The following is a 22,770-nucleotide window of genomic DNA, read 5'->3' on the forward strand; positions in this document are numbered from 1 at the left end:
CCCGTTTTTCCAAAAACAGGCTCAAAACAGCTATGTAGCTACTTTTGATGTAAAATCTTACATAGAAGTGTAAGCTGCAAAATACCAAAGCATCCTTTCTAATACAGGTTTACTGTGCAGGTTTCTGTGGGCTTCTTTATTGGTTCTAGTATTACCCTTTGTTAGCACCTTCCTCCCTGTGTCACTTCCGTGGTCCTGCTTTGCTTTCCTTATTCTTTTTGTGAAAGCAGAAACCACAGAGGATAATTCCTCATTATATTTTATATTGGTACTTATATTAGAATTAATATTAAATTATTATCTTTATTAACTCTAAAGCTTTTGGTAAGCTTGGTCTCTAGTGGTAGGTCAGCCAATAGGATAGTTAGATAGGCGCATGCTTGCAGAAGGTATATCGCTTCATTGGAAGTATAGCTGGAACCATTGACTAGGTACCTAGCAGCCAGATAGCTTTTTGAATTTCCCCCACCCATTTTATCCCTGTTGCATTAGGGAGAATATTTTTTGGAAACTTTCATGAGGGAGTTTCCACCTGTGGCTGCAGTCCTTCATTTTTTCAACCATAACCTCCTAAAAGCCATGAAAAAAATTCTGACCCTCTTGTGCGCTGCCGCGGTGCTTTATAGCTGCGAAAATAAAACCCAGGAAGGGACCACTGCAGATGCTGGCACTACCAGTGATCTGAACCAAACCTCTACTCAACCCGCAGCCCTTAGCCAGGAGGACCTGGTAGAAAGGGGCAAATACCTGGTCGCTGTGGGTTCCTGCAATGATTGTCATTCGCCTAAGTTGACCCCTTCAGACAAGGTTCCGCCTATGACGCCAGACCCTAGCCGGTTGCTGTCGGGTCACCCAGCCTCAGACAAGGTTCCGCCGGTACTTGCCGGTGCCGCGAATAGTGGGTGGCATCTTTTCTCCATGGACAATACCGTGGGGGTAGGTCCCTGGGGTACGTCATTTGCGGCTAATCTTACCCCAGACGCCACCGGCCTAGGGAATTGGACCATAGATAACTTTAAGACCGCTATTAGAAAAGGGAAGTACAAAGGCATGGAGAATGGCAGAACCTTGCTTCCACCTATGCCCTGGCGCAATTACCGCAACATGACTGACCAAGATCTGGAAGCTATCTTCGCCTATCTGAAGTCTCTTAAGCCCATTAAGAATGTAGTGCCGGCCCCAATTCCGCCAGCAGCCTAGCAGGAAGAGAGTTTATCAAAGACCATCTAAAAACAGGAGCCCGACTATACCAAGCCGGGCTCCTGTTTTTTTAGAATGCCTTATCTGCAGGCAGCAGCCTGGATAATAAAAGTACTTTCTTGGACGATGGTTTACTTAATTTCTTTAAGGTCCGTCTTTAATATCCAAAGAGCGTTAGGTTTCTCATTATGGCATTCAAGCCCATGAGATTTTACATCGCAGTCAAATTGAAATAAGACTCTATTTTTATTTGGGAAGCCTAAATCACCTGGAAGGCTAATGATAGTCCCTAGCTCTTTTATTAATATCCAATAGTTCTCATTTTCATAGTATTCTTTAGGAGGGGTTAAGGACCCGTTAAAAGTTTGCAGCGAGAATCTCTGCCCAATTTCCATAACTATAAATGAGGTATAACTGAGTTAAACCAAAACTTACTCCAGGAAGCTGCTCAGAAGGCCGCCTTCTTTGTTGGCGTTTCCGCCGTGGGGCATAAGGGCCTGAATGAGTTTCTTTACTGGCATAGACTGAATCCAGACGCGGCCGGTGCCTCTGAGGGTGGCCAGGAAAAGGCCTTCCCCACCGAATACCATGGAACGCAGGCCACCGGCGCGCTGTATGTCAAAATCAATCCCGTTCTCATAGGCCACCACGCAACCGGTATCTACGCGCAGGGTCTCGTTGTGCAGGTGCCGCTCAATCACGGTGCCGCCGGCATGGATAAAGGCCAGGCCATCGCCCTGCAGGCGCTGCATGATAAAGCCTTCACCCCCGAAGAAGCCCGCGCCCAGCCGTTGGTTAAAGTGCATGGCAATCTTGGTACCCAGCGCAGCCGCCAGAAACCCGTCTTTCTGCACAATAAGCCCATTGGGGAATTGGGTGAGATCTAAGGGCACAATGGTGCCGGGGTAGGGCGCCGAGAAGCCTACTTTAGCTTTGCCGTACCCGCGGTGCGTGAAGTGGGTCATGAACAATGACTCACCAGTAATGGCGCGGCTGCCCATTTGTACCAGCTTGCCCAGAAAGCCTTGGGCCGGGTTAGAGCCGTCGCCCATCTTGGTTTCAAACTGCACGCCGTCTTCCATGAACACCATGGCGCCGGCTTCAGCAATGACGGTTTCCTGGGGGTCAAGCTCAATTTCCAGCACCTGAATGTCAGCGCCGTGAATGCGGTAATCTATTTCGTGAGATCTCATAAAGGGTGTAAAGGGTTATTTCTTTTTCGGCTTGTCGCCGGTGGGTTTCTGGTCTTTGCCGGCAATGTCGTCTACGTCTTCATCACCTAAGGCAGTGCTTCCCTTAAAGAAATCTTCCTCGTTCTCTTCCTCCTCCACGGTTTCCTCAATGGGGTACTCCTCTTCCTCCTGGTCCCGTTTCTTGCCCTGGTCGCCTACCAGCTTTTTATCGCTCACGTTGCGGTCCAGGAAAGAGTTAAGCTGGTCAATGTTGAAATTAGAGGTGATATCGCCCAGGGGGTTGATCTTAATCTCAAAACCTTCCAGCTCTGGGTGTACCTTCGCTTTTTTCTCTGCCTTATTTTCTTTTTTGCCGTTGTCAGACTTCTTCTTTGCCATAGTAGTGTCGGGTTAGGGGAGACCTGCGCGGCAAGCCACCCGGTTTTGCTTGTTCTACTACAAACGGGAAATTAAGAAGAAGGATAAACGAATTAAAAAGAAACCTCCCTCATAACCAAACGCCGGGCGCTGATTTATGAAGGAGGTTTATCCCTTAAAAAGAAGAACTCCTGTTTTAGGCCCGTTTTACCAAAAACAGGCCCAAAACAGAAGCAATGGGTTATACGGCGTACTGCGCCAGCTTGCTCAAAGCAGCCTCAATGCGGAGCTCAGTTTCCTCCCGGCCAATGATCTCAATGATTGCCATCAGGTCTGGGCCAGCCTCAACGCCGGTAAGGGCAATTCTGAGGGCCTGCATTACCTGTCCAATCTTTAGGCCGTTGCGCTCCAGTACCTGTAATAACAGAGCCTTAACGGTTTCAGCGTTGAAGTCTGGCAAGGTGGCCAGCTCGTTCTTGAACTGCTCAAAGGCACCCGCACCGGCGGCAGACCATTTCTTGGCCGCAACCTGCTCATTGTATTGGGTAGGGGCTTCAAAGAAGTATACGGCCTCTTTCCAGAAATCCTGCGGATAGGTCACGCGCTCTTTCATGAGACCCACAATTTTCTCGGCGCGGTCTTCTGAGCAGCTAATGCCTTGCGGCAAGGCGGCCAATAAATACTGGGCTAGTTCGGCGTCTGGTTTGGCGCGCAGGTACTGCTCATTGTACCAGCGGGCTTTCTGAATGTCAAAACGGGTTCCTGACTTACCAATGCGCTCAATGCTGAAGGCTTCAATCAGTTCGTCCAGGGTAAAGAGCTCTTGCTGCGTGCCGGGGTTCCAGCCCAGGAACGCCAGGAAGTTCACGAAGGCCTCTGGCAGGTAGCCGGCCTCACGGTAACCACTGGACTGCTCGCCGGTGACGGGGTCTACCCAGTTCAGCGGGAACACTGGGAAACCCAGTTTATCGCCGTCGCGCTTGCTCAATTTGCCGTTGCCATCAGGCTTCAGCAATAAAGGCAAGTGGGCAAACTCAGGCATGGTATCTTCCCAACCAAAATAGCGGTACAGCAGCACGTGCAGCGGTGCGCTAGGCAACCATTCCTCACCTCTGATCACGTGGGTGATTTCCATTAAATGGTCATCCACAATATTGGCCAGGTGGTAGGTAGGCATGCCGTCTGATTTCATCAAAACCTTGTCATCAATGGCCGAAGAATGTACCATCACCCAGCCTCTGATCATGTCTTTAAGGCGGATCTCTTCTTTACGCGGCACTTTCAACCGGATCACGTACGGGTCACCACTTTCTAACCGGCGCTTCACCTCATCCTCGGGCAGGGTGAGGGAGTTCTTCATGGTGGCGCGGGTAATGGCGTTGTATTGCGGGGTAGCTACCTTGGCGGCTTTCAGGCGCTCGCGCATGGCTTCCAGTTCCTCGGCGGTATCAAAAGCGTAGTAGGCATGGCCGGCATTCACCAGCTGCAGGGCATACTCCATGTACATGGGCTTGCGCTCAGACTGGCGGTAAGGGGCGTGCGGACCACCGTGGATAGGGCTTTCATCCAATTGGATGCCGCACCACTCCAGAGAGTCAAAAATGTATTGCTCAGCGCCGGGCACGAAGCGGTTTTGATCTGTATCTTCAATGCGCAGCAACATCTTGCCGCCCATTTTTTTGGCAAAAAGGTAATTATATAAGGCTGTGCGTACCCCGCCAATGTGCAAAGGCCCGGTGGGGCTGGGGGCAAAGCGTACACGTACTTCTCTTTCCATGGTCATCCTATGTTAAACAGGGTGCAAAAGTACAGTTTTTCAAGGCTTCATTAAAGCTTTTACCTGTAAAACGTTGCAGTTCTGTCAGGTTATCTTAAAGGATAAGCCTGGGTTGCGGAAAGCAGCCTTCTACCAATTAAATAAGGTTACCTTTCCGGAAGATTGTAAACCTACCGTGTAAGGTGCGTATGAAGGGAAAAACCAGGTCTATGTTTAAGAAAATATTTGTTGAAGGCTGGTGTATCATCAAAGAAGTCTGGTTTGACTTCCTGGACAACAACTCCTTCCAGAAAGGGGCGGCGCTGGCCTATTATACCATCTTCGCGCTGCCGCCTATTCTCATTATCATGATCAACACCGCCGGGGCCGTTTTTGGGCGCGAGGCGGTGCAGGGGGAAGTTTATACCCAGTTGCGGGGCCTATTAGGGGCTAAGAGCGCGGCCAGCATCCAGGAGATGGTGGAGAGCATCCATCAGTCCGCCGACTTTACCTTGGCTACTATTGTGGGGGTGGTGACGCTGCTGGTGGGAGCAACCGGGGTGTTCGTGTCTTTGCAGGAATCCCTCAACCAGATTTGGGGCGTAAAGCCGAAGCCCAAGAACGAATACCTTAAGATTCTGCTGGACCGGTTGCTTTCCTTTGCCCTGATTCTGGGGATTGTGTTCCTGTTACTGGTGAGCTTGATTGTGAACGCTGTCTTGGTCGTGATTACCTCCTACCTGGCCAAAAAGGTAGACCCTTCTATGTTGCAGATCACGCAGATAACCAATTTTCTGGTGTCCATGGGCGTCGTTACCTTTTTATTCGCCCTTATTTACAAGTTTCTGCCAGACGCTAAAATCAAGTGGAAAGACGTGTGGGTGGGCTCTTTGGTGACGGCCTTGCTCTTCGCGCTGGGTAAGTCAGTTATTGGGCTGTACCTGGGGAACAGTGACTTTTCCAGTATCTATGGTGCGGCGGGTTCTGTGATTGTGGTGCTGGTGTGGGTGTTCTATACCTCGCAGATCATCTTTTTGGGCGCCCAGTTCACACTGGTCTACGCTCGTCGCTATGGCGCCGATATTTACCCGTCTACCTTTGCCGTGCGGGTAGAAAACCATGAAGTTGAAGTAGGCCGCACCCCCGTCAACGCCGAACCCGGGCCAAATGAGGCAAAAGCGAAAGGGGAAGAAGAATAATCAATGTGCTAATTCTGTAAGGTGCTGATGTGCTATACCTTAGTGGAAGTAGCATCTTCAATTACCTATTCATTAAAAACGTTTTAGGCCTGTTTTTCTAAAAACAGGCCTAAAACAGGAGTATTACCAATGTGCCATTCTCTCAGGAAACTGTTCCGGCTAATTTCCTTTAGCACATTAGCACCTTACAGAATTAGCACATTAGAATCTTACCATTTCACGGCAATACAGGAAATCTCCACGTTCACGTCTTTGGGTAGCCGGCTTACTTCCACGGTTTCGCGGGCCGGCGGGTTGTTGGTGAAGTAGCTGCCGTAGGTTTCATTGATGGCCCCAAAGTTACCCAGGTCTTTCACAAAGATGCTGCACTTCACCACGTGGCTGAAATCCATGCCGGCTTCCTCCAGTATGTACTGCAGGTTCTTCATAACCTGGTGCGTCTCTGACTGAATATCACCTTGTACTAAGTTGCCAGTAGCTTGGTCCAAAGGAATCTGGCCAGATACGTAGAGGGTGTTACCCGCCATCACGGCCTGGCTGTAAGGGCCAATAGGGGCCGGGGCTAGTTTGCTTTCTATAAGGTTGGTTGCCATAAGGAGATGTAGTTTAATCGTTATCTTTATGCGTTAAAGGTACTGAATTATGAATACATTGGTTTTGGCCACGCCGGAGCAGGAAGCGGAGTTTGGATTACGTTTTTACAACCGTGCCTATCTGCACCTGCAGAACCCCGAGGAACTAGCTCTTTGGTTGCCCCAAGCAGACCTGGTGTTTGACCTACTCCTGCATGAGCAGCCCTGGCGTATAGAACAATACAAGAATGAAGGAAAAGCCGACAAATTGTTGGTCTTCTGCAATGCCTCAGGCTTTGAGTTGGAAGCCCTGGCCGCTGATTATTTGCCCCTTAATTTCCACCTGGTGGGTCTGCACCCGTCTTCCGCTAATTTTGAACGTGAGGTCTTGGAAGTAAGTATTCTGCAGGAAAGCTCCCGCAGGGCCGTAGACAAAGCCTGCGTCTTTCTGGCCACCTTATATGAGATCAAATAAGAGGTAGCCTTGATAAGGCCTTTTTTCGTTTTAAGCCTACTTTTTCAAAAATAGCCTCAAAACAAAAGGGAAGCCATTTGGCTTCCCTTTTTAATGTATGTGTAAAATAGCTTATTCAACCGTTACAGATTTTGCCAGGTTACGTGGCTGGTCTACGTTACAGCCGCGCATTACGGCAATGTGGTAGCTCAGCAACTGCAACGGAATCACAGAGATAAGCGGCATTAACGCTTCATGGGCGGCAGGCACCTCAATCACGAACTCGGCCATCTGCGGGATCACGGTGTCTCCTTCGGTAACAATGGCAATCACGCGTCCTTTACGGGCCCTAACCTCCTGCACGTTAGAAACAATCTTCTCATAAGAGCTGTCTTTGGTGGCAATTACCACCACTGGCATGTTCTCATCAATCAGGGCTATAGGGCCGTGCTTCATTTCTGCCGCCGGGTAACCTTCTGCGTGAATGTAAGAGATCTCTTTCAGTTTAAGCGCGCCTTCCAGGGCTACCGGGAAGTTGAAACCACGGCCCAGGTAGATGAAATTAGCCGCGTCTTTGAAGATCTCAGAGATAGCCTGGATTTCTTTATCAAGCTGCAGCGCTTTCTCTACTTTAGCCGGAATCTGCTCCATTTCCATCATTAACTGACGAAGGGCAGAGGTTTCCATCGTGCCGCGCATTTCAGCCAGCATCATGGCAATAAGGGAAAGAACCGTTACTTGGGCGGTGAACGCTTTGGTAGAGGCTACCCCAATTTCAGGGCCGGCGTGCGTGTAGGCACCGGCGTCTGTGGCGCGGGCAATAGAAGAACCTACTACGTTACATACGCCAAAGATCATGGCGCCTTTAGACTTCGCCAGCTCCAGGGCCGCCAAGGTATCTGCCGTTTCACCAGACTGTGAAATAGCCACTACAATGTCTCCCTCTCTGATCACCGGGTTCCGGTACCGGAACTCAGAGGCATATTCTACCTCCACCGGGATGCGGGCAAACTCCTCAATCATGTACTCGGCCACCAGGCCAGCGTGCCATGATGTACCGCAGGCCACAATAATGATACGGTCTGCGTTCTTGAAGCGGGTAGCATATTCCCGGATGCTTGACATGGTCAGTTGCGTGTTCTCGGCTACTAAACGGCCGCGCATGCTGTCCAGGATAGAACGGGGCTGCTCAAAGATCTCCTTCAGCATGAAGTGCGGGTAACCGCCCTTCTCAATAGACTCCAACTCCATCTCCAGGGTCTGGATGTAAGGGGTCTGCACCACGTCTTCTTTGGTCCGGATATCCAGAACGCCGTCCTTGATCACGGCAATTTCAAAGTCATTCAGGTAGACTACCTCATTGGTGTATTCAATGATAGGAGTGGCATCTGAGGCCAGAAAGAACTCGCCTTTGCCCACGCCAATCACCAGCGGGCTACCTTTACGGGCGGCTACCAATTGGGTAGGCGAATCATGGGAGATCACCACAATAGCGTAAGCGCCTACTACCTCATGCAAGGCCAGACGAACCGCCTCAGGCAAAGAAACCTTGCTGTTCTCTCTAATGTCCTCAATCAGGTTCACAAACACCTCAGAGTCTGTGTCACTGTGGAACTCGTAGCCTTTGTTGATTAAGTGCTTCTTAAGAGAAGCGTAGTTCTCAATGATACCATTGTGAATAATGGCGATCTTTTTAGAGCTGGAATAATGGGGGTGGGCGTTGGCGTCATTTGGCTCACCGTGGGTGGCCCAACGGGTGTGGCCAATACCAATATGGCTGCTGGTGTTACGTTCACCTATGAAAGCTTCTAAATCAGCAACTTTCCCTTTTTTCTTGAAAACCTTTAATTCTCCTTCGCTTAACAAGGCAACACCGGCACTATCATAGCCCCGATACTCTAACCGTTTTAAGCCTTTCAAAATGATAGGGCATGCCTCACGCTGCCCAACGTACGCTACTATTCCACACATAGTATAAGATTGGTCTGGTTACTTAGGTTTTTATAAAATGCACTATTGGGCTGTAGAATAGAAAATTCTAAGCTTTACCTTACGGGCAGCAGGATTGGTGCTGTTTTGGTTGGCCTCAATAATGGCGCGGTTTACCGTCTGCGCGAAATTGGTAGGCGTAGAGGTAGAGGCGCTGATATTAGAAGGATAAATAATCAAGCCGTTATTGGTCTTTCTGTTGTACAGCAGGCTTTGCATATAGCTGGTGATATTCACCACGTAGTTGTACCCTTTCCCTTTGCCCCTATATTCCAGTCTGGCCTCAGCACCTGTGCCTTCACCCGCCAACGCATTAGGTACACCTGCGGCCGTGCGGGAGATGCGCCCATTGAGAGTGGATTCCAATACGGTAGTAATAGCAGGAAGTTTCAAAGAATCATTCCCGTTGGCCACGGAAGACTCCAGAATAGGAATCACCAGTTCAGCCTTGTTCACGGCCAGGTCTTTGCTAACGCCGTTTTTGGTCCTGAAATTGGTAACGTAGGGCATGTCAATCTTAGTAACCAAACCCGCGCCTGCCTGTAGATAAGCCAGGTTGTTAGCGGCCCCTGAAGAGATAGACGTGCCATGAGTAGTTAAGCTAGCCAAAGACGTTCCGGCTCTGCTGGACTGAATCTGGTTGAAGTACCGTGACGTGGGGATAAAGCTATAAAGCTTCGCTTTGTTATCTGCGGTAGAAGTATAGTACAGGGTAAGGGCCGTGTTCACGGCATTCAGGTTGATGCCCAGAATAGCGCCATTGGTCTGTGAACCGGCCGGGGCAATCACCAGACCTTTCAGGAGGTTGTCCAGAAAGCCTTGCTGCGTTTTAAGCGGATCTTTGTCAGACTGGGCCAGAATAGCATTTGCCAACTGCAGGCCAGGGGCCTTGTCCAGTTTGATGTTGATCAAGTACGGATTGTTGCGGGTAAGGGTATCGCCGGAAGCGCCCAGAGTCACATACGTGCCTTTGGGCCGTGGCGTAAACGTGACGGTTCCCAATACTTCTGAGCTGGAACCCAACGAAGAAGTAGTATAGTAGGTGCGTTGGTCAATGAACCCTTCCGTTAGCTTGTACACGTTCCAGGTAAGTGCCTGGGTGGTATCGCCAAAGAAATAGTCATAGTCCAGACGCAGCACCAGAGAGTCGGCCCCGTTATTGGCGTCAAACTTAACATCTGAGGAGGCAAGGCCAATTTCAGTGAAGGTTTTAGCGGTAAGCGAGCCAAAGGTAGGGTCTGCGGCAGTACCCACCAGAACCCGGGCCGAGTTCAGGGTAATGACCGAGTCATTAAGCAAAACAGTGGAGACTTTGACGGTAGCCGTGTCTGAGTAGGTGGTTCCAATCTGGGTGCCGGGTTCCTGCAGCTCTAAGCCTATGGCCGTAGGGTCTTCGCACGCGGTAAATACAAGAGAGGAAAGAAAGAGAGCGGCTGCTGCTTTGCTAATTCGCCAGTTCATTATATAAGTTAAAATAAGAATCTAAGGTGTTTTCGTCGGTACTGATGGTGTTGATCTGCTTGGTGTTGTTGTACTCGGTAAACATGGCGTTCAGGTTATCGCTGAAATCCTCATTAGACTTGATCACGGTATCTGCGTACTGCATGCCCATCTTAATGAAGGCGCCAAAGTCGCCGGCCCGCAGGTTCGCCAACATCTCATCTTCAATGTCCAGCATCTTGGCTTTCTCTAACAGGTCTCCCTCAAACTTGTGGGCAAACTCACTGTTATAAACTGAGAAAACTGATTTTGCGGCCTTAAAGATAGGATCATTTTTGTAAGTGGTCTTCAAATACAAAGGCATTAAGCTGGTCATCCAGTCGTTACAATGCACAATGTCTGGGGCCCAACCTAATTTTTTCACGGTCTCTAATACGCCCTTGCAGAAGAAGATGGCACGCTCATCATTATCTGCATGGAATTTATTGTCTTTGTCCACCAAAACGGACTTGCGGTGAAAATAGTCTTCGTTGTCAATAAAATAAACCTGTAGTTTGGCATTAGGAATAGAAGCTACCTTGATAATCAAGGGTTTCTCCTCTTCGCCCACGGCAATATTAATACCAGACAGACGAACAACCTCATGTAATCTGTTCTTACGTTCGTTGATCAACCCAAAGCGGGGCACAAAAATACGAACTTCCATCCCACGCTCTTGCATCGCTTGTGGCAACATCCTCAGGAATTCCGCTACTTTTGTAGTTTGCAAGAAGGGATCAATCTCGGTGGCCGCGTATAAGATTCTCAATTTGGACATAGGTTGGAGTAATTAAATAATAAACAGGCAATAGGTATTGCGAGATGCAAAATTAAGCAATTATTGGCTGATTTTCAATTTATTTGATTTAAATCCTACCTTTGGCGGCTTTTGCCTAAACACTTTAAACCCGCTGCCCAGTATGTTGCAGTTTTCCTCTCTGGTAGATATCAGAAACCACACAGAAGCCCTGCGCCGACAAGGGCGCTCCATTGGCTTTGTGCCTACCATGGGCGCGCTGCATGAAGGGCACCTTTCCTTGATCAGGGCCGCCAAAAGCCAGAATGATGTAGTGGTGTGCAGTGTCTTTGTGAACCCCGCCCAATTCAACAACCCGGAAGATTATCGCCTGTACCCCAGGCTGCTGGAGGAAGATGGCCAGATGCTGGCTCAGGAAGGTTGTGACGTGCTGTTTGCTCCCTTGGCAAATGAGATGTACCAGCATAAGGCCAAGCTCACCTTTGACTTTGGGGATTTGGAGCGGGTCATGGAAGGAGCGCACCGGCCGGGCCACTTCAACGGGGTGGCTACCGTGGTAAGCAAACTGTTCCATTTGGTGGCGCCGCACCAGGCCTTTTTTGGGCAGAAAGACCTGCAGCAGTTTGCCATTATCCGGCAGTTGGTCATTGACCTGAACTTTGATCTGGAACTGATCTGCTTCCCTATCATTCGGGAACAGGACGGCCTGGCCATGTCCTCCAGAAACCGGAGGCTTAGCCCAGCGCAACGGGCCGTGGCCCCGCGGCTGTACCAGGCGCTTGAGTTGCTGCGGCAGAAAATGGCTACCCAGCCGGTAGCGCAAGCCAAGGCAGAGGCAGAGGCTTTTTTGGCCACTTTCCCAGAAATACGCCTGGAATATCTGGAGGTGGTGAACGCACAGACCCTGCAACCCCTGGAGCATGTAGAAGCCTCTGAAAAGGTGGCCCTTTGTCTGGCCGCTTTCTTAGGCGAGGTACGGTTAATTGACAATATCCTGCTTTAGCGCAAATAGAAAGCTTCTTTGTCCAAATGGGTACCTGAAGGCCATCATCCTGTTTGTCTCGTAAATAATCTATAACTTTGTATGTTTTTAGATTGTTTTTAATGCAGATTGAAGTTCTTAAATCCAAAATACACCGGGCCAAAGTAACCCAGGCCGAGTTACATTACGTGGGCAGCATTACCATTGATGAAGATCTCATGGATGCCGCCAACATGGTGCCGCATGAGAAGGTAACCATTGTGAATGTGAATAACGGGGAGCGGTTTGAAACCTATATCATCAAAGGTGAGCGTGGTAGCGGCATGATTTGCCTTAATGGTCCGGCGGCCCGTCGGGTACAGGTAGGCGACGTGATCATCATCATCTCCTATGCCCTCATCAACTTTGCAGATGCCCGGTCACATGAGCCCACGGTCATTTTCCCTGACCAGCATAACCGCTTAGTGTAAGCCTTGGCTCCCGCATGAAAAAGGTGGTCAACGTCCTCAAGTATCTGCTGCTGCTGGCAATCTCTGTTTTTCTAATGGCCTATGCCCTACGCAGCATCAACTTTGAGGCGGTGAAAGCAGAGCTGGCGCAGGCAAACTATCTCTGGATTGGGATCACGCTGGCCCTGTCGGTGGCGGGTTATGTAAGCCGCGCCATTAGGTGGCGGATGCAGTTTGCCCCCTTGGGCTACAAGCCCCGGCTCTGGCCCACCTACCACGCTTTAATGGTAGGCTACCTGGCCAACGTGGTGTTGCCGCGGGCCGGTGAGGTAATGCGCTGTACCTTTCTTAAGCGCTCTGAAGACGTACCCGTGAATGAGTCTCTGGGAACCGTGGTCACCGAACGCGTGCTGGACCTGGTGATGCTGCTGCTTTGCATGGGCTTTGCGCTCTTGCTGGAGTTTGACCGGTTGCACCGTTTCTTCCTGGATATCTTCTCAGAAAAGTACCTCAGTTTGCAGCAAAATCTGCAGACCCTTTATCTGCTCGCTTTCATCATTATCCTGGCGGCCTCCATCACGGGCTGGATCATCTACAAGAATATTGAGAAGCTGCGGCACCGGAGAATCTTCAAAAAAGTAGGCGGGTTTGTGCGCGGCCTTTGGCTGGGCATCTTCAGTATAAAAGATATGGAGCACAAAGGCTGGTTTATCTTCCATACACTGTTCATCTGGGTAACCTACTTTCTTACCAGTTACCTGGCGTTCTTCGCGCTGCCGGGCACGGCAGGCCTTAGCTGGCAGGCCGGCGTAGGTATTTTGGTGGTAGGTGGCTTAGGCATGTCCGCGCCCGTACAGGGAGGGATTGGGGTCTACCACATTTTGGTAAGAACCGCCCTGTTGCTGTACGCCGTTCCCATTAATACCGGCATGGCCTATGCCTTGATTACCCATACTACCGGGGCTATCCTGGTGGTGATAATGGGCGGTTTCAGCCTGGTGGCCAGCCTGAGCCAGTCCAGAGCCCGGGCGGCCCAACAGGTAGCCTAGGCGTTTTGAGCCTGTTTTTCGTAAAACAGGCTCAAAACAGGAAGTTCCTTTCCCTTGCTTACAGGCGCATCTATTCCTGAATCCAAACCAACCTTCTTATCATGTCTATGCTTCCATCTCAGGAGAAAATCGTTTCGCTTCCGCAGCTTTTAACCAATGTGAGGCAGTGGAAGGCGCAGGGCCAGAAAGTGGTGTTTACCAACGGCTGCTTTGATATTGTGCACATAGGCCACGTAGATTACCTGGAACGCGCCCGCTTGCTGGGCGATAAACTGGTGGTGGGCCTCAATACCGACCAATCTGTCAGTAGGATAAAAGGACCCACCAGGCCGTTGCAAGACGAAATGTCACGTATAAGGGTTATGGCATCCTTTTGGTTTGTAGATGCCGTAGTGTTGTTTGACCAGGAAACCCCGCTGGAATTGATCAAAGCGGTGCAGCCAGATGTGTTGGTGAAAGGCGATGATTATACCCTGGAGAAGATTGTGGGGCATGACGTTGTTTTGGCTAATGGCGGCGCCGTAAAGACCATTCCGCTGGTAAAGGGCTATTCCACCTCTCAGGTGGTGGCCAAGATTCTGGGTGAGCAACGCTGTTAACCTTTAAAGTAAAAGACAAAAACATGGGTGGTATCTGGATAATAATGATTGCAATGATGCTGGCCTCGGCGCTGGTCAGCTGGACATTGAAAAGTAAGTTTGAGAAATACTCCAAGCTGGGACTCCACTCTGGCCTGAGCGGCCGCGAGATTGCCGAGATGATGCTAGCAGACAACGGCATCACCGATGTGCGCGTGATCTCTACCCCGGGCCGGCTTACCGACCACTACAACCCAGCCGACAAAACCGTGAACCTGAGCGAGAGCGTTTATGAAAGCCGGAGCGCGGCAGCGGCCGCTGTGGCTGCCCACGAGTGCGGGCACGCCGTGCAACACGCCAAAGCCTATGCGTTCCTGAAGTTCCGGTCGGCTATGGTGCCGGCCTTGAGCGTGGCCAGCCGGTACATGCAATGGATTCTGTTGCTGGGCGTGATTATGATTCAGTCAACGCCTATTCCGTTGGCCATTGGGGTGGCGTTGTTTGCGTTAACCACCTTGTTCAGTTTCATTACCCTGCCGGTGGAGTTTGACGCCAGCAAGCGGGCCCTGGCCTGGATGGATACCAAAGGCGTAGTCACAACCCAGGAACACGCCATGGCCAAAGATGCCCTCAAGTGGGCGGCCATGACCTACGTGGTGGCAGCCATAGGTTCTTTGGCTACGCTGCTCTATTACGCCTCCATGTTATTGGGGCGCAGAGACTAGTAACTTTAAGAGCGAAATACTGTAAAAGAGGGTGGCTTTGGCCATCCTCTTTTTTTTATGCCAGATAATTTTGCCCAAGGCGCTGAAAACCCGTTAGATAAAAAGCTAACATTTGTTAGTTTTGTAAAGAGGTTTTAGGTTAGATAGGCTGCAATCATACTATTTTTAAGTATTTTTGATTCTTCATCCAAAACCGGTACCTATTCATTAGTAAAGCATATATGGACTTTAAATTAACCGAAGAACACCTGGCCGTACAGGAAGCTGCCCGGGACTTTGCCCAAACAGAATTACTCCCCGGCGTAATTGAGCGCGATGAGCATCAGAAATTTCCGGCAGAGCAGATCAAGAAGATGGGCGAGCTGGGTTTCATGGGCATGATGGTAGATCCCAAATACGGCGGCGGCGGAATGGACACGGTTTCGTACGTGCTGGCCATGGAGGAAATCTCTAAGGTAGACGCCTCGGCCTCAGTGGTGATGTCAGTGAACAACTCCCTGGTGTGCTGGGGGCTGGAGAAGTTCGGCACCGAGGAGCAAAAGATGAAGTACCTTCCTCGTTTAACATCCGGTGAGATCATTGGTGCTTTCTGCCTTTCTGAGCCTGAGGCTGGTTCAGATGCCACCATGCAGCGCACTACCGCCGAGGACAAAGGCGACCACTACCTGCTCAACGGCACCAAGAACTGGATCACCAATGGTAGCACCGCTTCTGTATACCTGGTGATTGCGCAAACCAACCCAGAGCTTCGTCATAGAGGCATTAATGCCCTTATTGTGGAGAAAGGCATGCCGGGCTTTGAGGTGGGGCCCAAAGAGAACAAATTGGGCATTAGAGGCTCAGACACGCATTCTCTGATGTTCACAGACGTGAAGGTGCCTAAAGAGAACCGTATTGGCGAAGACGGCTTCGGGTTCAAGTTTGCCATGGCTACGCTGAATGGCGGCCGCATTGGTATTGCCTCACAAGCGCTGGGCATCGCCTCTGGTGCGTATGAACTGGCCTTGAAGTATTCTAAAGAGCGGAAGGCGTTTGGCGTTCCTATCTCACAACATCAAGGAATACAATTTAAGCTGGCTGATATGGCTACCAACATAGATGCCGCCCGTTTACTCTGCCTCCAGGCTGCCGCCGATAAGGACGCACACCGGGATTATTCAAAATCTGGGGCTATGGCCAAGCTGTTTTCCTCAAAGGTAGCCATGGACACCACCATTGAAGCCGTTCAGATACACGGCGGGTACGGGTTTGTGAAAGAATACCATGTGGAGCGTCTCATGCGCGATGCCAAAATCACCCAAATCTACGAGGGAACGTCAGAAATTCAGAAAATAGTAATCTCGCGGGAGATCTTAAAATAGAAGGAGGTTTATAGAACGCTGTAAGTTGGTATTTAAGTATATAGAGTTTGGGGGTTTATAAATATAATAGTTTTTTGTTTGATAAATTAAAAGATAAGTACTAGTTTTATCGCGACAGACAACTTAAAAAATCAACAAAAACAGCAACCCTTAACTTAGTGCCCTTACATGGAAGATTACAATAAAATTATTGAGTCACTAAAAGTGCGCTACATCAAGGCCAAAAACCTGGTTTTACAGCAGCCCCTCACTGTTCGTAATTACTATGATGTAGGCAACAACCTTATTTTAGTGCATAATGGCATCATTGCCTACGGTGATGACAAGCAAGTAGCAGAAGAAGGACAAATCCTGTTTATTCCGGGTGGACGTAGCACCAAGCTTTACTACGGTGATACAGAAAGCCGGGTAATATCCAATGATGACTACATCACTACCAAAGACAAGTTTTTCAAAAGCAACACAGATTTAGATGCCATCGGCGAAGCTGATGACAGCCATAGCTTTGTGAGCTTTGAGGCCAAGGTATTTGACTCTGTGAACTTCTTTACCTCTCTTGAGGTGCCGGCATTTGTGATTACCAGCAACAAACTGGCCACGCTGGTGATCAAGATTGTGGAGGAGAGCATGCAGGACCTACCCGGCAAGGAGCGTATCATCAGCCTGTACACTGAGCAATTGGTGGTGGAACTGATCCGCTATATCCTGAAGAACAAGATGTTTGTGGAGCAATTGGCCACCAACAGCACGTACTTCAAGGATCCTCGCCTGATTGACCTGTTCAACTACATCAAAGAGAACCTGGGCGGCGACTTGTCTAACAAAGTGTTGAGCAACGTAGCCAACGTTTCTGAAGACTATGTAGGCCAGTACTTCAAAATGCTGACTGGTATCAACCCGCAGGATTACATTGAATACCAGCGCATGGAGCGTGCCGTATTCTTGCTGCGCACTACCAAGAAAAGCATCAGGGAAATTGGCAAGGACGTGGGCTACAAAGACACTGCCTATTTCTGCCGTCGCTTCAAGATGATGTTCGGGATTCCGGCCGGTAAAATGCGCCGCCGTGAGTCTTCTATGAACGTGTAAAACAGACCAAGAAGATTGGAATAGGAAAGGCCCACTGCAAAGTGGGCCTTTCTGAGTTTAAGAGTGGTTGTATTGGGTTATTGTATTGCCGTTGTTCCTTAGGGCCAACGACCAAGACTGCTTTCCAAATTGATATTTATTTGTGCACGCATTTCCGCTTCCTTCTAGCGTAGCGTCTGCTGTCGCCTTAAGCCCTTATGCTTGGTTGTTTCATGGTTTCCCTCCGAGCGCTCACGGCCGCGGGGCCCCGTCTTTCCCCCTCGCACTGCCCTTGCGGCCGAGTTGCCTTCTGCCCTTAGTATAGATACTGCAGGGCCACAAGCGAGGCGCTCGAAGTAAAGACTGGAACTGAGGGAACGATTGATAATGTAGTTCTATAATTGACTACTTTAAGACAATAGCGTTTTAGGCACGTTTTTAGAAAAGCAGCCTCAAAACGCACTTCCTTCTCACCATACCCAATACCCTTTACTAAACGCAGACTCTCCCCTTGAGGGGAACGCAGAGGGGTGTTTACACAGGAGAGTACCCATGGAGGGTAATCTCAAGAACACAAAGGCACGGAAGTAGCTTGCACGCATAGAAGGATGGTCCAATCAGCGTGTAGGGGCGTATCGCATACGCTCTGCGCATTGCCCTCTTCTTCGTCCCCCTTTGAAGGGGGTAGGGGGATGACGCACTCCTGCAGAAAAAACCGTTTTAAGCCCGTTTTTTTGAAAACAGGCCCAAAACGCAATTGTATTTATTCACAGTAGAATTTCCTCCGTAAAAGAATTTCAATCCTGAGCTGAAGGCAGTCCTGAAAATCTAGCAGACTAGGCCAAGAACAACTCTGCCTTACACCAGTCCGAAGGACCTGCTTTGGAGCCAGCTGGATCTGCGGAGTAGCCAGTTTTCAGCGGATTCTATGTCTTCAAAGACCTTGGCCTTAAAATAGCGCACCTGCTCATAGAAGGCATCGGCGGAGGCCTCTGCAAAGGTTTCTGGCTTTACTACCATGGCGTAATACTGTAAGCCGGCAATGGCCGCCTGGGGTGCCCACTCATTTAGGACCCAGGGAAGGGAATGGTTCCAGGAGCCAATCATCTCCCGGGTGTCTACCAGAATGGAGTGGAAATCTCCTTTCTCTAAAATTTCAGTATAGGCTTCTATTCCGGTTTTGATGGCGTCTTCAGTGGAGTAGCCTTGCCATTTGGCAAATATCCATCTGTTCTCATGATCCAGGGTAATGGTTAAGTAGACATTCCCAAAAGCATTTATAAGGTCAGTTTTCATGATGGCGGGTTTAGGTGTAAAAATAACCTCCGGAAAGGAGGCAACAGGTAACAGCGGGAGGCCTTGTGGTAAGGGCACACCCATTCGCGTTTTGAGCCTGTTTTCACCAAAACAGGCTCAAAACGAAAAAAGAGGAAGAACAGCCAAGCGTAGGTCTCCTTACAGGTTAAAGTCGCCGGAGGCCTCTGGTTGGTAGATGACCTGCTCAATCTGGTAGCGCAGCGTGCCGCGGGGGGCCGGGCACTCTACTTCCTGGCCCACCTGTCTGCCCAGAATGGCAAACCCCACGGGGGCCAGTACGGAGATCTTGCGGGTGGTCACATCAGCGTTCTTGGGGTAAACCAAGGTGAGGTCCATGACGGTGCCGCTGGTCTTTTCGCGCAGGCGTACCTCAGAGTTCATGGTTACCACGTCTACCGGCACTTGCTCGGCGGGGAGAAGGGTAGCGGTGCGCAATTCCTTGCATAGGCCCTCTACCATGGCGGCAGGGGCCACAGACCGTTGGGCCTGTACTAATAAATGAAGACGTTCATAGTCTTTCTCGGTTAAAAAAACAGAGTCCATGTTGGTAAAAAATTAAAGTGAACAGAAAAGGGCCGAAGGGTGCGAAGCTTCTTTGTACGGTTCTTGTGCCAGGGCTAAAGGCCAGGGCAGGCGGAAGGCTTATAGACTCCCGTTGAAAGAACTGGAAAAGAAGAAGCCGCTACCCGCGGAAGCACAGGGAATACCTGTACTTCCGCGGGTAGCGGCAAAGGGGAAACGTGCCGGATGCTGCCTCCGGCTTACTTATTAAAGTCTTTGGGCGACGTGAAAAAGAAAAGGCAATAGCCGTTCAACACATCACGCAGGGAGGCATGATGAGACGCTGCTACCAGGCCGGTGAACGGCTGCAAAAGGGTAGTGGGTAGGTCTCTGAACGGGTACATTATTGAATTGGCTAATTTCAAAGATAGGCAAAAAAAGCATCAAAAACAATTCTTTTACGCTTGTTCCTGCGGTAAGGCCACGTTAAAGCGCTGTTTTATTTCACTTACCTCGGTAATAAACTGCGGGGCCTTTTCAATATGGTTGCCCACCACCAGAACATCGGCACCGGCTTTCCAGGCGGCCTCTGCTTTTTCTGGGGTGTTCACGCCGCCGCCCACCAGAAGAGGCAGGGATACCGCCTGCCGCACCGCCTGAATCATAGCGGCGCTCACCGGGTACATGGCCCCGCTGCCGCCGTCTAAAAAGATGTACTGCAGGCCCAGCATCTGGCCGGCCAGCGCGGTGCAGGCGGCAATAGAAGGCTTGTCATGCGGAATAGGGGTGGTGCCGCTCATGTAAGAGGCAGTGGTCTGCCGACCAGAGTCAATGAGCATGTAGCCGGTGGGGTACAGGGCCAGCCCACTTGATTTAAGCAGCGGCGCTGAGGCCACGTGCTGGCCAATCAAAAAATCTGGGTTACGGCCCGAGATAAGCGAGAGCAGAAGCATGCCGTCGGCTTGGGGGTCTATGTAGAGGCCGCTGCTGGGGAAAAGGATTACTGGAATGCTGCTGTTCTGTTTGAGGTACCCTACCAAAGAGGCCTGGTCTGGGTTAGAGATCAGACTGCCGCCAATAAAGAAATAGTCTACCTCATGCCGGTGGCTCAGGGCCAGTACTTCCTGGCAACGGGCAACGGTGAGGTGGTCTGGGTCCAGCAAAACCGCTAACCGTTTGGGGCGGTTAGCGGTGGCTGGGGTATGTAACTCTGAAAATGGCTTATAGCTGCTGCGGTTGGGCATCCGTAGGTTGGTCTGGCTGTAACTGGTAATCAATAATAGTTTCCTCTACCAACACCGGCTGCGCGCGGTTCTGGTGGGTGTACTGCTCAATCATTTTGGTGAGGTACACCATGAGGACGGCTGCCAGTTGTTGCTCCAGCACCTTGAACAGGTCTGACTGGAAGAAAGCCTTCAGCACTGAGGAAGAAGCAGAAGAACTGCCTTTTCTTTTGTCTGCCTGGTACGGCTCAGCCACGGTACCGGTAGAAGGGTGGTAAACGGCTGGGTAGGTACGCTCAATGGCGCTGTAGAGCGGCTCGTCATCCTCTACGTCTGGGATAGAGGAGATCCAGGCACGGTCCTCGGCCCCTTTAAAACGGGCAGGGTTCTCCAGGCGGTTGCCTCTTTTCTTTCTTTTAGGCTTGTCACTGCCGCCGGCAAAGGCTTTGCTCACCAAGAAAACGCCCAGCAGAAAGCCGCCGGCCATCAAGAGGTTCTTGCCTACTTTCTGAGACTGGTCTTTCAGGTCTGTGACATCACTCAGTAAGGCATTTTTATATTCTTCTTTCTGACGCTCCAGAAACTCGCGCTGGTCCTCAAAAAGCGGATTGTTTAGTTCGCTCATAGTTACAGGTATAGATTAGATCGTTTGGTCAGATTCATCGGCTTTGTAGATGGTGTTCCTGAAGGCCTTGTCAGCCATGCCCTGGAATACTTTCTTGTCCAGGCCCACCACCAGAATGACCAGCAAGATAAGGTAAAATAACGTGACAATCCCGAAGCCCCAGTAGGAACTGTCCAGCAGGTCATTGAGTAAAAGGGCAATAAACACGTTCAGAAAAAGCAGCACCATCACGCCTACCAACCCTAGCAGTACCCCATGGATAGTGCTTACAAAAATGCTTTTCAGTTTAATCTGTAAATCAAGCTTGATCAGGTCCAGGCGGGTGTCTATGTACCCCATCAGGTTACCAATGATGCTATCTGTTTTGCTTTTGTCTTCTGCCATGTTTCTTTTTAGTTGATGTTGGTGCGTAGGTGAGATATACGGAACATCTCCGGAAAATATTCCAAAAAAAATTCTCCTCAAAATTCCATACGCAAATGAAAGGGCCACGGATAAGCCAGGTCCGGGCAAGAAGGGCGTTTTAAGGCCGTTTTTCTGAAATAGGGCAGAAACCATGGGCAATTGTACCCGTTCAGGAAAGGAATCTCGTATTTTTGCGGGTCGCGTACGCCGTTTTCAGCCCTTGAAAAATAATTACTACCAAATACTGGGAGTCACCTCCAAGGCCAGCGCCGCTGAGATAAAGGCGGCCTATAAACGGCTGGCCCTTAAATTCCACCCAGACAAGAACCCGGGCAACCAACCCGCCGAGGAGCGGTTCAAGCAGGTGAACGAGGCCTATCAGGTGCTTTCCAACCCAAGGCGGCGGGCCTCCTTTGACCTGCAACTGCAGTATGAGCTGCAGCAACGCCAGGCGCAGGCCTACGCCACACCCCGCTACCACCATACCCGCCAGCCGGCCGGTTTCCAGGAACGCTATTACCGCGAGCGGCCCAAAAAGCACACCCGCTTTACCCGCCACGATATCCAAATCATGGTAGGAGTAGTGCTGCTGGTGATCTTAGTGGTGCTGGCCCTGAAACTGGGCTGGGACCAGATTGCCTCGGGCAGGGCCATGCAACGCGCCCAGGAGGCCGAACTGAAAAAGAATTGGGCCCAGGCCCATGACGCCTATTCCACCGCCCTGGACTACAAACCCGGTCTGGAGGAGGCCCGGGTAAAACGGGCGGGGCTGAGGTTGGCCCACTTAAAGAACCCGGCCGGCGCCATTGAAGATTACACGCGGGCACTGCAGGAAAAGGAGACCCCGCCCGCCCGCTGGTACGCCGCCCGCGGCAGAAGCTACCTGCAGACCCGGCAGTACCAGAACGCCCTGCAAGACCTCAACCAGGCCCTCGCCCAGGATAGCGCCCAGCCAGCGGCTCACCTGGACCGGGCCCTGGTGCACCTGCAACTGGAAGACAACTGGCCCCAAGCCCTGACAGATTTAACCAACTACCTGAAAACCGCTAAGCTAACGCCGCAGGGAAGGGTAGAGCCTTTGCTGTACCGCGCCTTCGCCTTTTACCGCACGCAACAGTATGACCAGGCCTGGCAAGACACCCGGCAGGCCCTGCGGGCCGATGGCCAAAACGCCAAAGCCTTTTACCTGCAGGCTAAAGTGAAACAAGCCCAGGAGGATTCTGCTACCGGTTGCTCGCTGCTCTCCAAAGCGGCCCAGCTTGGGTTTGCGGCGGCCGCCGAAGAAGCTGCCCGCCTTTGCCCGTCCACTCCGTAGCGCGGTTTTCTGTTTTAAGCCCGTTTTTGAGAAAACAGGCCCAAAACAGGTTTCTGCTGATTGGGTAAAGGTGTTGACAAGGCGGCTAGGAAGATCACTTTCCTAAAAGATACCTGCTATAGAAAAACGCCTGCCTGCCAAAACCCCTCTTTGCCGTCTTCCACCACCGTACCTTTGCCGCCAGATACCGCCAGGCAAGTTCCTGGTTGGTAGAGG

Annotated in this window: 24 protein-coding genes; 11 read left to right on the forward strand and 13 right to left on the reverse strand. The window is 50.7% G+C overall.

Features of this window, described 5'->3' with window-relative positions; translation table 11 throughout:
• Positions 1-579 precede the first annotated feature (579 nt).
• Positions 580-1,200, forward strand: a complete 621-nt coding sequence (locus ACYVJQ_RS14325; RefSeq protein ID WP_460893789.1) for a c-type cytochrome — start codon at positions 580-582, stop codon at positions 1,198-1,200.
• Positions 1,201-1,631: 431 nt separating this feature from the next.
• On the opposite strand, the gene ACYVJQ_RS14330 is transcribed toward ACYVJQ_RS14325, so the two are convergent.
• The 3 genes from ACYVJQ_RS14330 to gltX form a co-directional block, all read right to left on the reverse strand.
• The gene (locus ACYVJQ_RS14330) at positions 1,632-2,393 is read right to left on the reverse strand and encodes a TIGR00266 family protein (RefSeq protein WP_460893790.1); all 762 of its coding nucleotides are present in this window, start codon (positions 2,391-2,393) and stop codon (positions 1,632-1,634) included.
• A gap of 15 nt (positions 2,394-2,408) precedes the next feature.
• Positions 2,409-2,771 (reverse strand): hypothetical protein, encoded by a 363-nt coding sequence (locus ACYVJQ_RS14335; protein WP_460893791.1) that lies wholly within the window; start codon positions 2,769-2,771, stop codon positions 2,409-2,411.
• Positions 2,772-2,991: 220 nt separating this feature from the next.
• The gene (gene gltX, locus ACYVJQ_RS14340) at positions 2,992-4,527 is read right to left on the reverse strand and encodes a glutamate--tRNA ligase (RefSeq protein ID WP_460893792.1); all 1,536 of its coding nucleotides are present in this window, start codon (positions 4,525-4,527) and stop codon (positions 2,992-2,994) included.
• A gap of 209 nt (positions 4,528-4,736) precedes the next feature.
• Between gltX and ACYVJQ_RS14345 the strand changes: the two genes are divergently transcribed.
• Positions 4,737-5,705: a YihY/virulence factor BrkB family protein gene (locus tag ACYVJQ_RS14345; protein ID WP_460893793.1), complete on the forward strand. Its 969-nt coding sequence runs from the start codon at positions 4,737-4,739 to the stop codon at positions 5,703-5,705.
• A 209-nt stretch (positions 5,706-5,914) separates the two neighbouring features.
• Here the strand turns inward: ACYVJQ_RS14345 and ACYVJQ_RS14350 are convergent, their stop codons facing one another.
• Positions 5,915-6,298: a RidA family protein gene (locus ACYVJQ_RS14350; protein WP_460893794.1), complete on the reverse strand. Its 384-nt coding sequence runs from the start codon at positions 6,296-6,298 to the stop codon at positions 5,915-5,917.
• A 49-nt stretch (positions 6,299-6,347) separates the two neighbouring features.
• Here ACYVJQ_RS14350 and ACYVJQ_RS14355 point away from each other — a divergent pair, with 49 nt between their 5' ends.
• Positions 6,348-6,752, forward strand: a complete 405-nt coding sequence (locus tag ACYVJQ_RS14355) for a hypothetical protein (protein ID WP_460893795.1) — start codon at positions 6,348-6,350, stop codon at positions 6,750-6,752.
• Positions 6,753-6,863: 111 nt separating this feature from the next.
• On the opposite strand, the gene glmS is transcribed toward ACYVJQ_RS14355, so the two are convergent.
• The 3 genes from glmS to ACYVJQ_RS14370 are packed head-to-tail and all read right to left on the reverse strand — an operon-like array spanning position 6,864 to position 10,977.
• On the reverse strand, positions 6,864-8,702 hold the full coding sequence (gene glmS / locus ACYVJQ_RS14360; RefSeq protein ID WP_460893796.1) for a glutamine--fructose-6-phosphate transaminase (isomerizing): 1,839 nt from the start codon (positions 8,700-8,702) through the stop codon (positions 6,864-6,866).
• 42 nt (positions 8,703-8,744) lie between these two features.
• A complete protein-coding gene (locus ACYVJQ_RS14365) occupies positions 8,745-10,181 on the reverse strand; it encodes a DUF4270 family protein (RefSeq protein WP_460893797.1) in 1,437 nt (478 codons plus the stop codon).
• Entirely contained in the window at positions 10,165-10,977 is an 813-nt protein-coding gene (locus ACYVJQ_RS14370) for a glycogen/starch synthase (RefSeq protein ID WP_460893798.1), read from the reverse strand. Before ACYVJQ_RS14370 ends, ACYVJQ_RS14365 begins: the two co-directional genes overlap by 17 nt.
• A 142-nt stretch (positions 10,978-11,119) precedes the next feature.
• On the opposite strand from ACYVJQ_RS14370, the gene panC reads away from it, so the two are divergent.
• The 7 genes from panC to ACYVJQ_RS14405 all read left to right on the forward strand — a co-directional run bounded on the left by panC (position 11,120) and on the right by ACYVJQ_RS14405 (position 17,189).
• Entirely contained in the window at positions 11,120-11,959 is an 840-nt protein-coding gene (panC, locus tag ACYVJQ_RS14375) for a pantoate--beta-alanine ligase (RefSeq protein ID WP_460893799.1), read from the forward strand.
• 101 nt (positions 11,960-12,060) lie between these two features.
• Positions 12,061-12,408 carry an aspartate 1-decarboxylase gene (gene panD / locus ACYVJQ_RS14380; RefSeq protein ID WP_048922074.1) on the forward strand — a complete coding sequence of 116 codons (348 nt, stop codon included), beginning with the start codon at positions 12,061-12,063 and terminating at the stop codon, positions 12,406-12,408.
• Between the two features lie 14 nt (positions 12,409-12,422).
• A complete protein-coding gene (locus ACYVJQ_RS14385; protein WP_460893800.1) occupies positions 12,423-13,436 on the forward strand; it encodes a lysylphosphatidylglycerol synthase transmembrane domain-containing protein in 1,014 nt (337 codons plus the stop codon).
• A 101-nt stretch (positions 13,437-13,537) separates the two neighbouring features.
• Entirely contained in the window at positions 13,538-14,035 is a 498-nt protein-coding gene (rfaE2, locus tag ACYVJQ_RS14390) for a D-glycero-beta-D-manno-heptose 1-phosphate adenylyltransferase (protein ID WP_460893801.1), read from the forward strand.
• A 44-nt stretch (positions 14,036-14,079) separates the two neighbouring features.
• Positions 14,080-14,739: a zinc metallopeptidase gene (locus ACYVJQ_RS14395; RefSeq protein WP_460893802.1), complete on the forward strand. Its 660-nt coding sequence runs from the start codon at positions 14,080-14,082 to the stop codon at positions 14,737-14,739.
• Between the two features lie 221 nt (positions 14,740-14,960).
• Positions 14,961-16,100: an acyl-CoA dehydrogenase gene (locus ACYVJQ_RS14400; RefSeq protein WP_460893803.1), complete on the forward strand. Its 1,140-nt coding sequence runs from the start codon at positions 14,961-14,963 to the stop codon at positions 16,098-16,100.
• A 168-nt stretch (positions 16,101-16,268) separates the two neighbouring features.
• Positions 16,269-17,189: a helix-turn-helix domain-containing protein gene (locus ACYVJQ_RS14405; protein ID WP_460893804.1), complete on the forward strand. Its 921-nt coding sequence runs from the start codon at positions 16,269-16,271 to the stop codon at positions 17,187-17,189.
• 837 nt (positions 17,190-18,026) lie between these two features.
• On the opposite strand, the gene ACYVJQ_RS14410 is transcribed toward ACYVJQ_RS14405, so the two are convergent.
• The 6 genes from ACYVJQ_RS14410 to ACYVJQ_RS14435 all read right to left on the reverse strand — a co-directional run bounded on the left by ACYVJQ_RS14410 (position 18,027) and on the right by ACYVJQ_RS14435 (position 21,218).
• Positions 18,027-18,464 carry an STAS/SEC14 domain-containing protein gene (locus tag ACYVJQ_RS14410; RefSeq protein ID WP_460893805.1) on the reverse strand — a complete coding sequence of 146 codons (438 nt, stop codon included), beginning with the start codon at positions 18,462-18,464 and terminating at the stop codon, positions 18,027-18,029.
• Positions 18,465-18,623: 159 nt separating this feature from the next.
• Positions 18,624-19,028, reverse strand: a complete 405-nt coding sequence (gene rnk, locus ACYVJQ_RS14415; protein ID WP_460893806.1) for a nucleoside diphosphate kinase regulator — start codon at positions 19,026-19,028, stop codon at positions 18,624-18,626.
• A 218-nt stretch (positions 19,029-19,246) separates the two neighbouring features.
• On the reverse strand, positions 19,247-19,390 hold the full coding sequence (locus ACYVJQ_RS14420; protein ID WP_460893807.1) for a hypothetical protein: 144 nt from the start codon (positions 19,388-19,390) through the stop codon (positions 19,247-19,249).
• 54 nt (positions 19,391-19,444) lie between these two features.
• Positions 19,445-20,263 carry a geranylgeranylglyceryl/heptaprenylglyceryl phosphate synthase gene (locus tag ACYVJQ_RS14425; RefSeq protein WP_460893808.1) on the reverse strand — a complete coding sequence of 273 codons (819 nt, stop codon included), beginning with the start codon at positions 20,261-20,263 and terminating at the stop codon, positions 19,445-19,447.
• Positions 20,208-20,834 (reverse strand): hypothetical protein, encoded by a 627-nt coding sequence (locus tag ACYVJQ_RS14430; RefSeq protein WP_460893809.1) that lies wholly within the window; start codon positions 20,832-20,834, stop codon positions 20,208-20,210. Before ACYVJQ_RS14430 ends, ACYVJQ_RS14425 begins: the two co-directional genes overlap by 56 nt.
• Positions 20,835-20,849: 15 nt before the next feature.
• A complete protein-coding gene (locus ACYVJQ_RS14435; RefSeq protein WP_460893810.1) occupies positions 20,850-21,218 on the reverse strand; it encodes a phage holin family protein in 369 nt (122 codons plus the stop codon).
• 241 nt (positions 21,219-21,459) lie between these two features.
• Here ACYVJQ_RS14435 and ACYVJQ_RS14440 point away from each other — a divergent pair, with 241 nt between their 5' ends.
• Entirely contained in the window at positions 21,460-22,554 is a 1,095-nt protein-coding gene (locus ACYVJQ_RS14440) for a DnaJ domain-containing protein (RefSeq protein WP_460893811.1), read from the forward strand.
• Positions 22,555-22,770 lie beyond the last annotated feature (216 nt).

The sequence above is a fragment of the Rufibacter soli genome (assembly GCF_054781795.1).

What these genes read in the sequence shown, in the direction of transcription:
- ACYVJQ_RS14420 (WP_460893807.1), bottom strand. Translation starts at nt 19,390, where the DNA reads ATGTACCCGTTCAGAGACCTACCCACTACCCTTTTGCAGCCGTTCACC.
- ACYVJQ_RS14395 (WP_460893802.1), top strand. Translation starts at nt 14,080, where the DNA reads ATGATTGCAATGATGCTGGCCTCGGCGCTGGTCAGCTGGACATTGAAA.
- ACYVJQ_RS14400 (WP_460893803.1), top strand. Translation starts at nt 14,961, where the DNA reads ATGGACTTTAAATTAACCGAAGAACACCTGGCCGTACAGGAAGCTGCC.
- ACYVJQ_RS14335 (WP_460893791.1), bottom strand. Translation starts at nt 2,771, where the DNA reads ATGGCAAAGAAGAAGTCTGACAACGGCAAAAAAGAAAATAAGGCAGAG.
- ACYVJQ_RS14410 (WP_460893805.1), bottom strand. Translation starts at nt 18,464, where the DNA reads ATGAAAACTGACCTTATAAATGCTTTTGGGAATGTCTACTTAACCATT.
- ACYVJQ_RS14325 (WP_460893789.1), top strand. Translation starts at nt 580, where the DNA reads ATGAAAAAAATTCTGACCCTCTTGTGCGCTGCCGCGGTGCTTTATAGC.
- ACYVJQ_RS14345 (WP_460893793.1), top strand. Translation starts at nt 4,737, where the DNA reads ATGTTTAAGAAAATATTTGTTGAAGGCTGGTGTATCATCAAAGAAGTC.
- ACYVJQ_RS14365 (WP_460893797.1), bottom strand. Translation starts at nt 10,181, where the DNA reads ATGAACTGGCGAATTAGCAAAGCAGCAGCCGCTCTCTTTCTTTCCTCT.
- ACYVJQ_RS14385 (WP_460893800.1), top strand. Translation starts at nt 12,423, where the DNA reads ATGAAAAAGGTGGTCAACGTCCTCAAGTATCTGCTGCTGCTGGCAATC.
- rnk (WP_460893806.1), bottom strand. Translation starts at nt 19,028, where the DNA reads ATGGACTCTGTTTTTTTAACCGAGAAAGACTATGAACGTCTTCATTTA.
- ACYVJQ_RS14430 (WP_460893809.1), bottom strand. Translation starts at nt 20,834, where the DNA reads ATGAGCGAACTAAACAATCCGCTTTTTGAGGACCAGCGCGAGTTTCTG.
- rfaE2 (WP_460893801.1), top strand. Translation starts at nt 13,538, where the DNA reads ATGTCTATGCTTCCATCTCAGGAGAAAATCGTTTCGCTTCCGCAGCTT.
- gltX (WP_460893792.1), bottom strand. Translation starts at nt 4,527, where the DNA reads ATGGAAAGAGAAGTACGTGTACGCTTTGCCCCCAGCCCCACCGGGCCT.
- glmS (WP_460893796.1), bottom strand. Translation starts at nt 8,702, where the DNA reads ATGTGTGGAATAGTAGCGTACGTTGGGCAGCGTGAGGCATGCCCTATC.
- ACYVJQ_RS14350 (WP_460893794.1), bottom strand. Translation starts at nt 6,298, where the DNA reads ATGGCAACCAACCTTATAGAAAGCAAACTAGCCCCGGCCCCTATTGGC.
- ACYVJQ_RS14435 (WP_460893810.1), bottom strand. Translation starts at nt 21,218, where the DNA reads ATGGCAGAAGACAAAAGCAAAACAGATAGCATCATTGGTAACCTGATG.
- ACYVJQ_RS14355 (WP_460893795.1), top strand. Translation starts at nt 6,348, where the DNA reads ATGAATACATTGGTTTTGGCCACGCCGGAGCAGGAAGCGGAGTTTGGA.
- ACYVJQ_RS14405 (WP_460893804.1), top strand. Translation starts at nt 16,269, where the DNA reads ATGGAAGATTACAATAAAATTATTGAGTCACTAAAAGTGCGCTACATC.
- ACYVJQ_RS14370 (WP_460893798.1), bottom strand. Translation starts at nt 10,977, where the DNA reads ATGTCCAAATTGAGAATCTTATACGCGGCCACCGAGATTGATCCCTTC.
- panD (WP_048922074.1), top strand. Translation starts at nt 12,061, where the DNA reads ATGCAGATTGAAGTTCTTAAATCCAAAATACACCGGGCCAAAGTAACC.
- panC (WP_460893799.1), top strand. Translation starts at nt 11,120, where the DNA reads ATGTTGCAGTTTTCCTCTCTGGTAGATATCAGAAACCACACAGAAGCC.
- ACYVJQ_RS14330 (WP_460893790.1), bottom strand. Translation starts at nt 2,393, where the DNA reads ATGAGATCTCACGAAATAGATTACCGCATTCACGGCGCTGACATTCAG.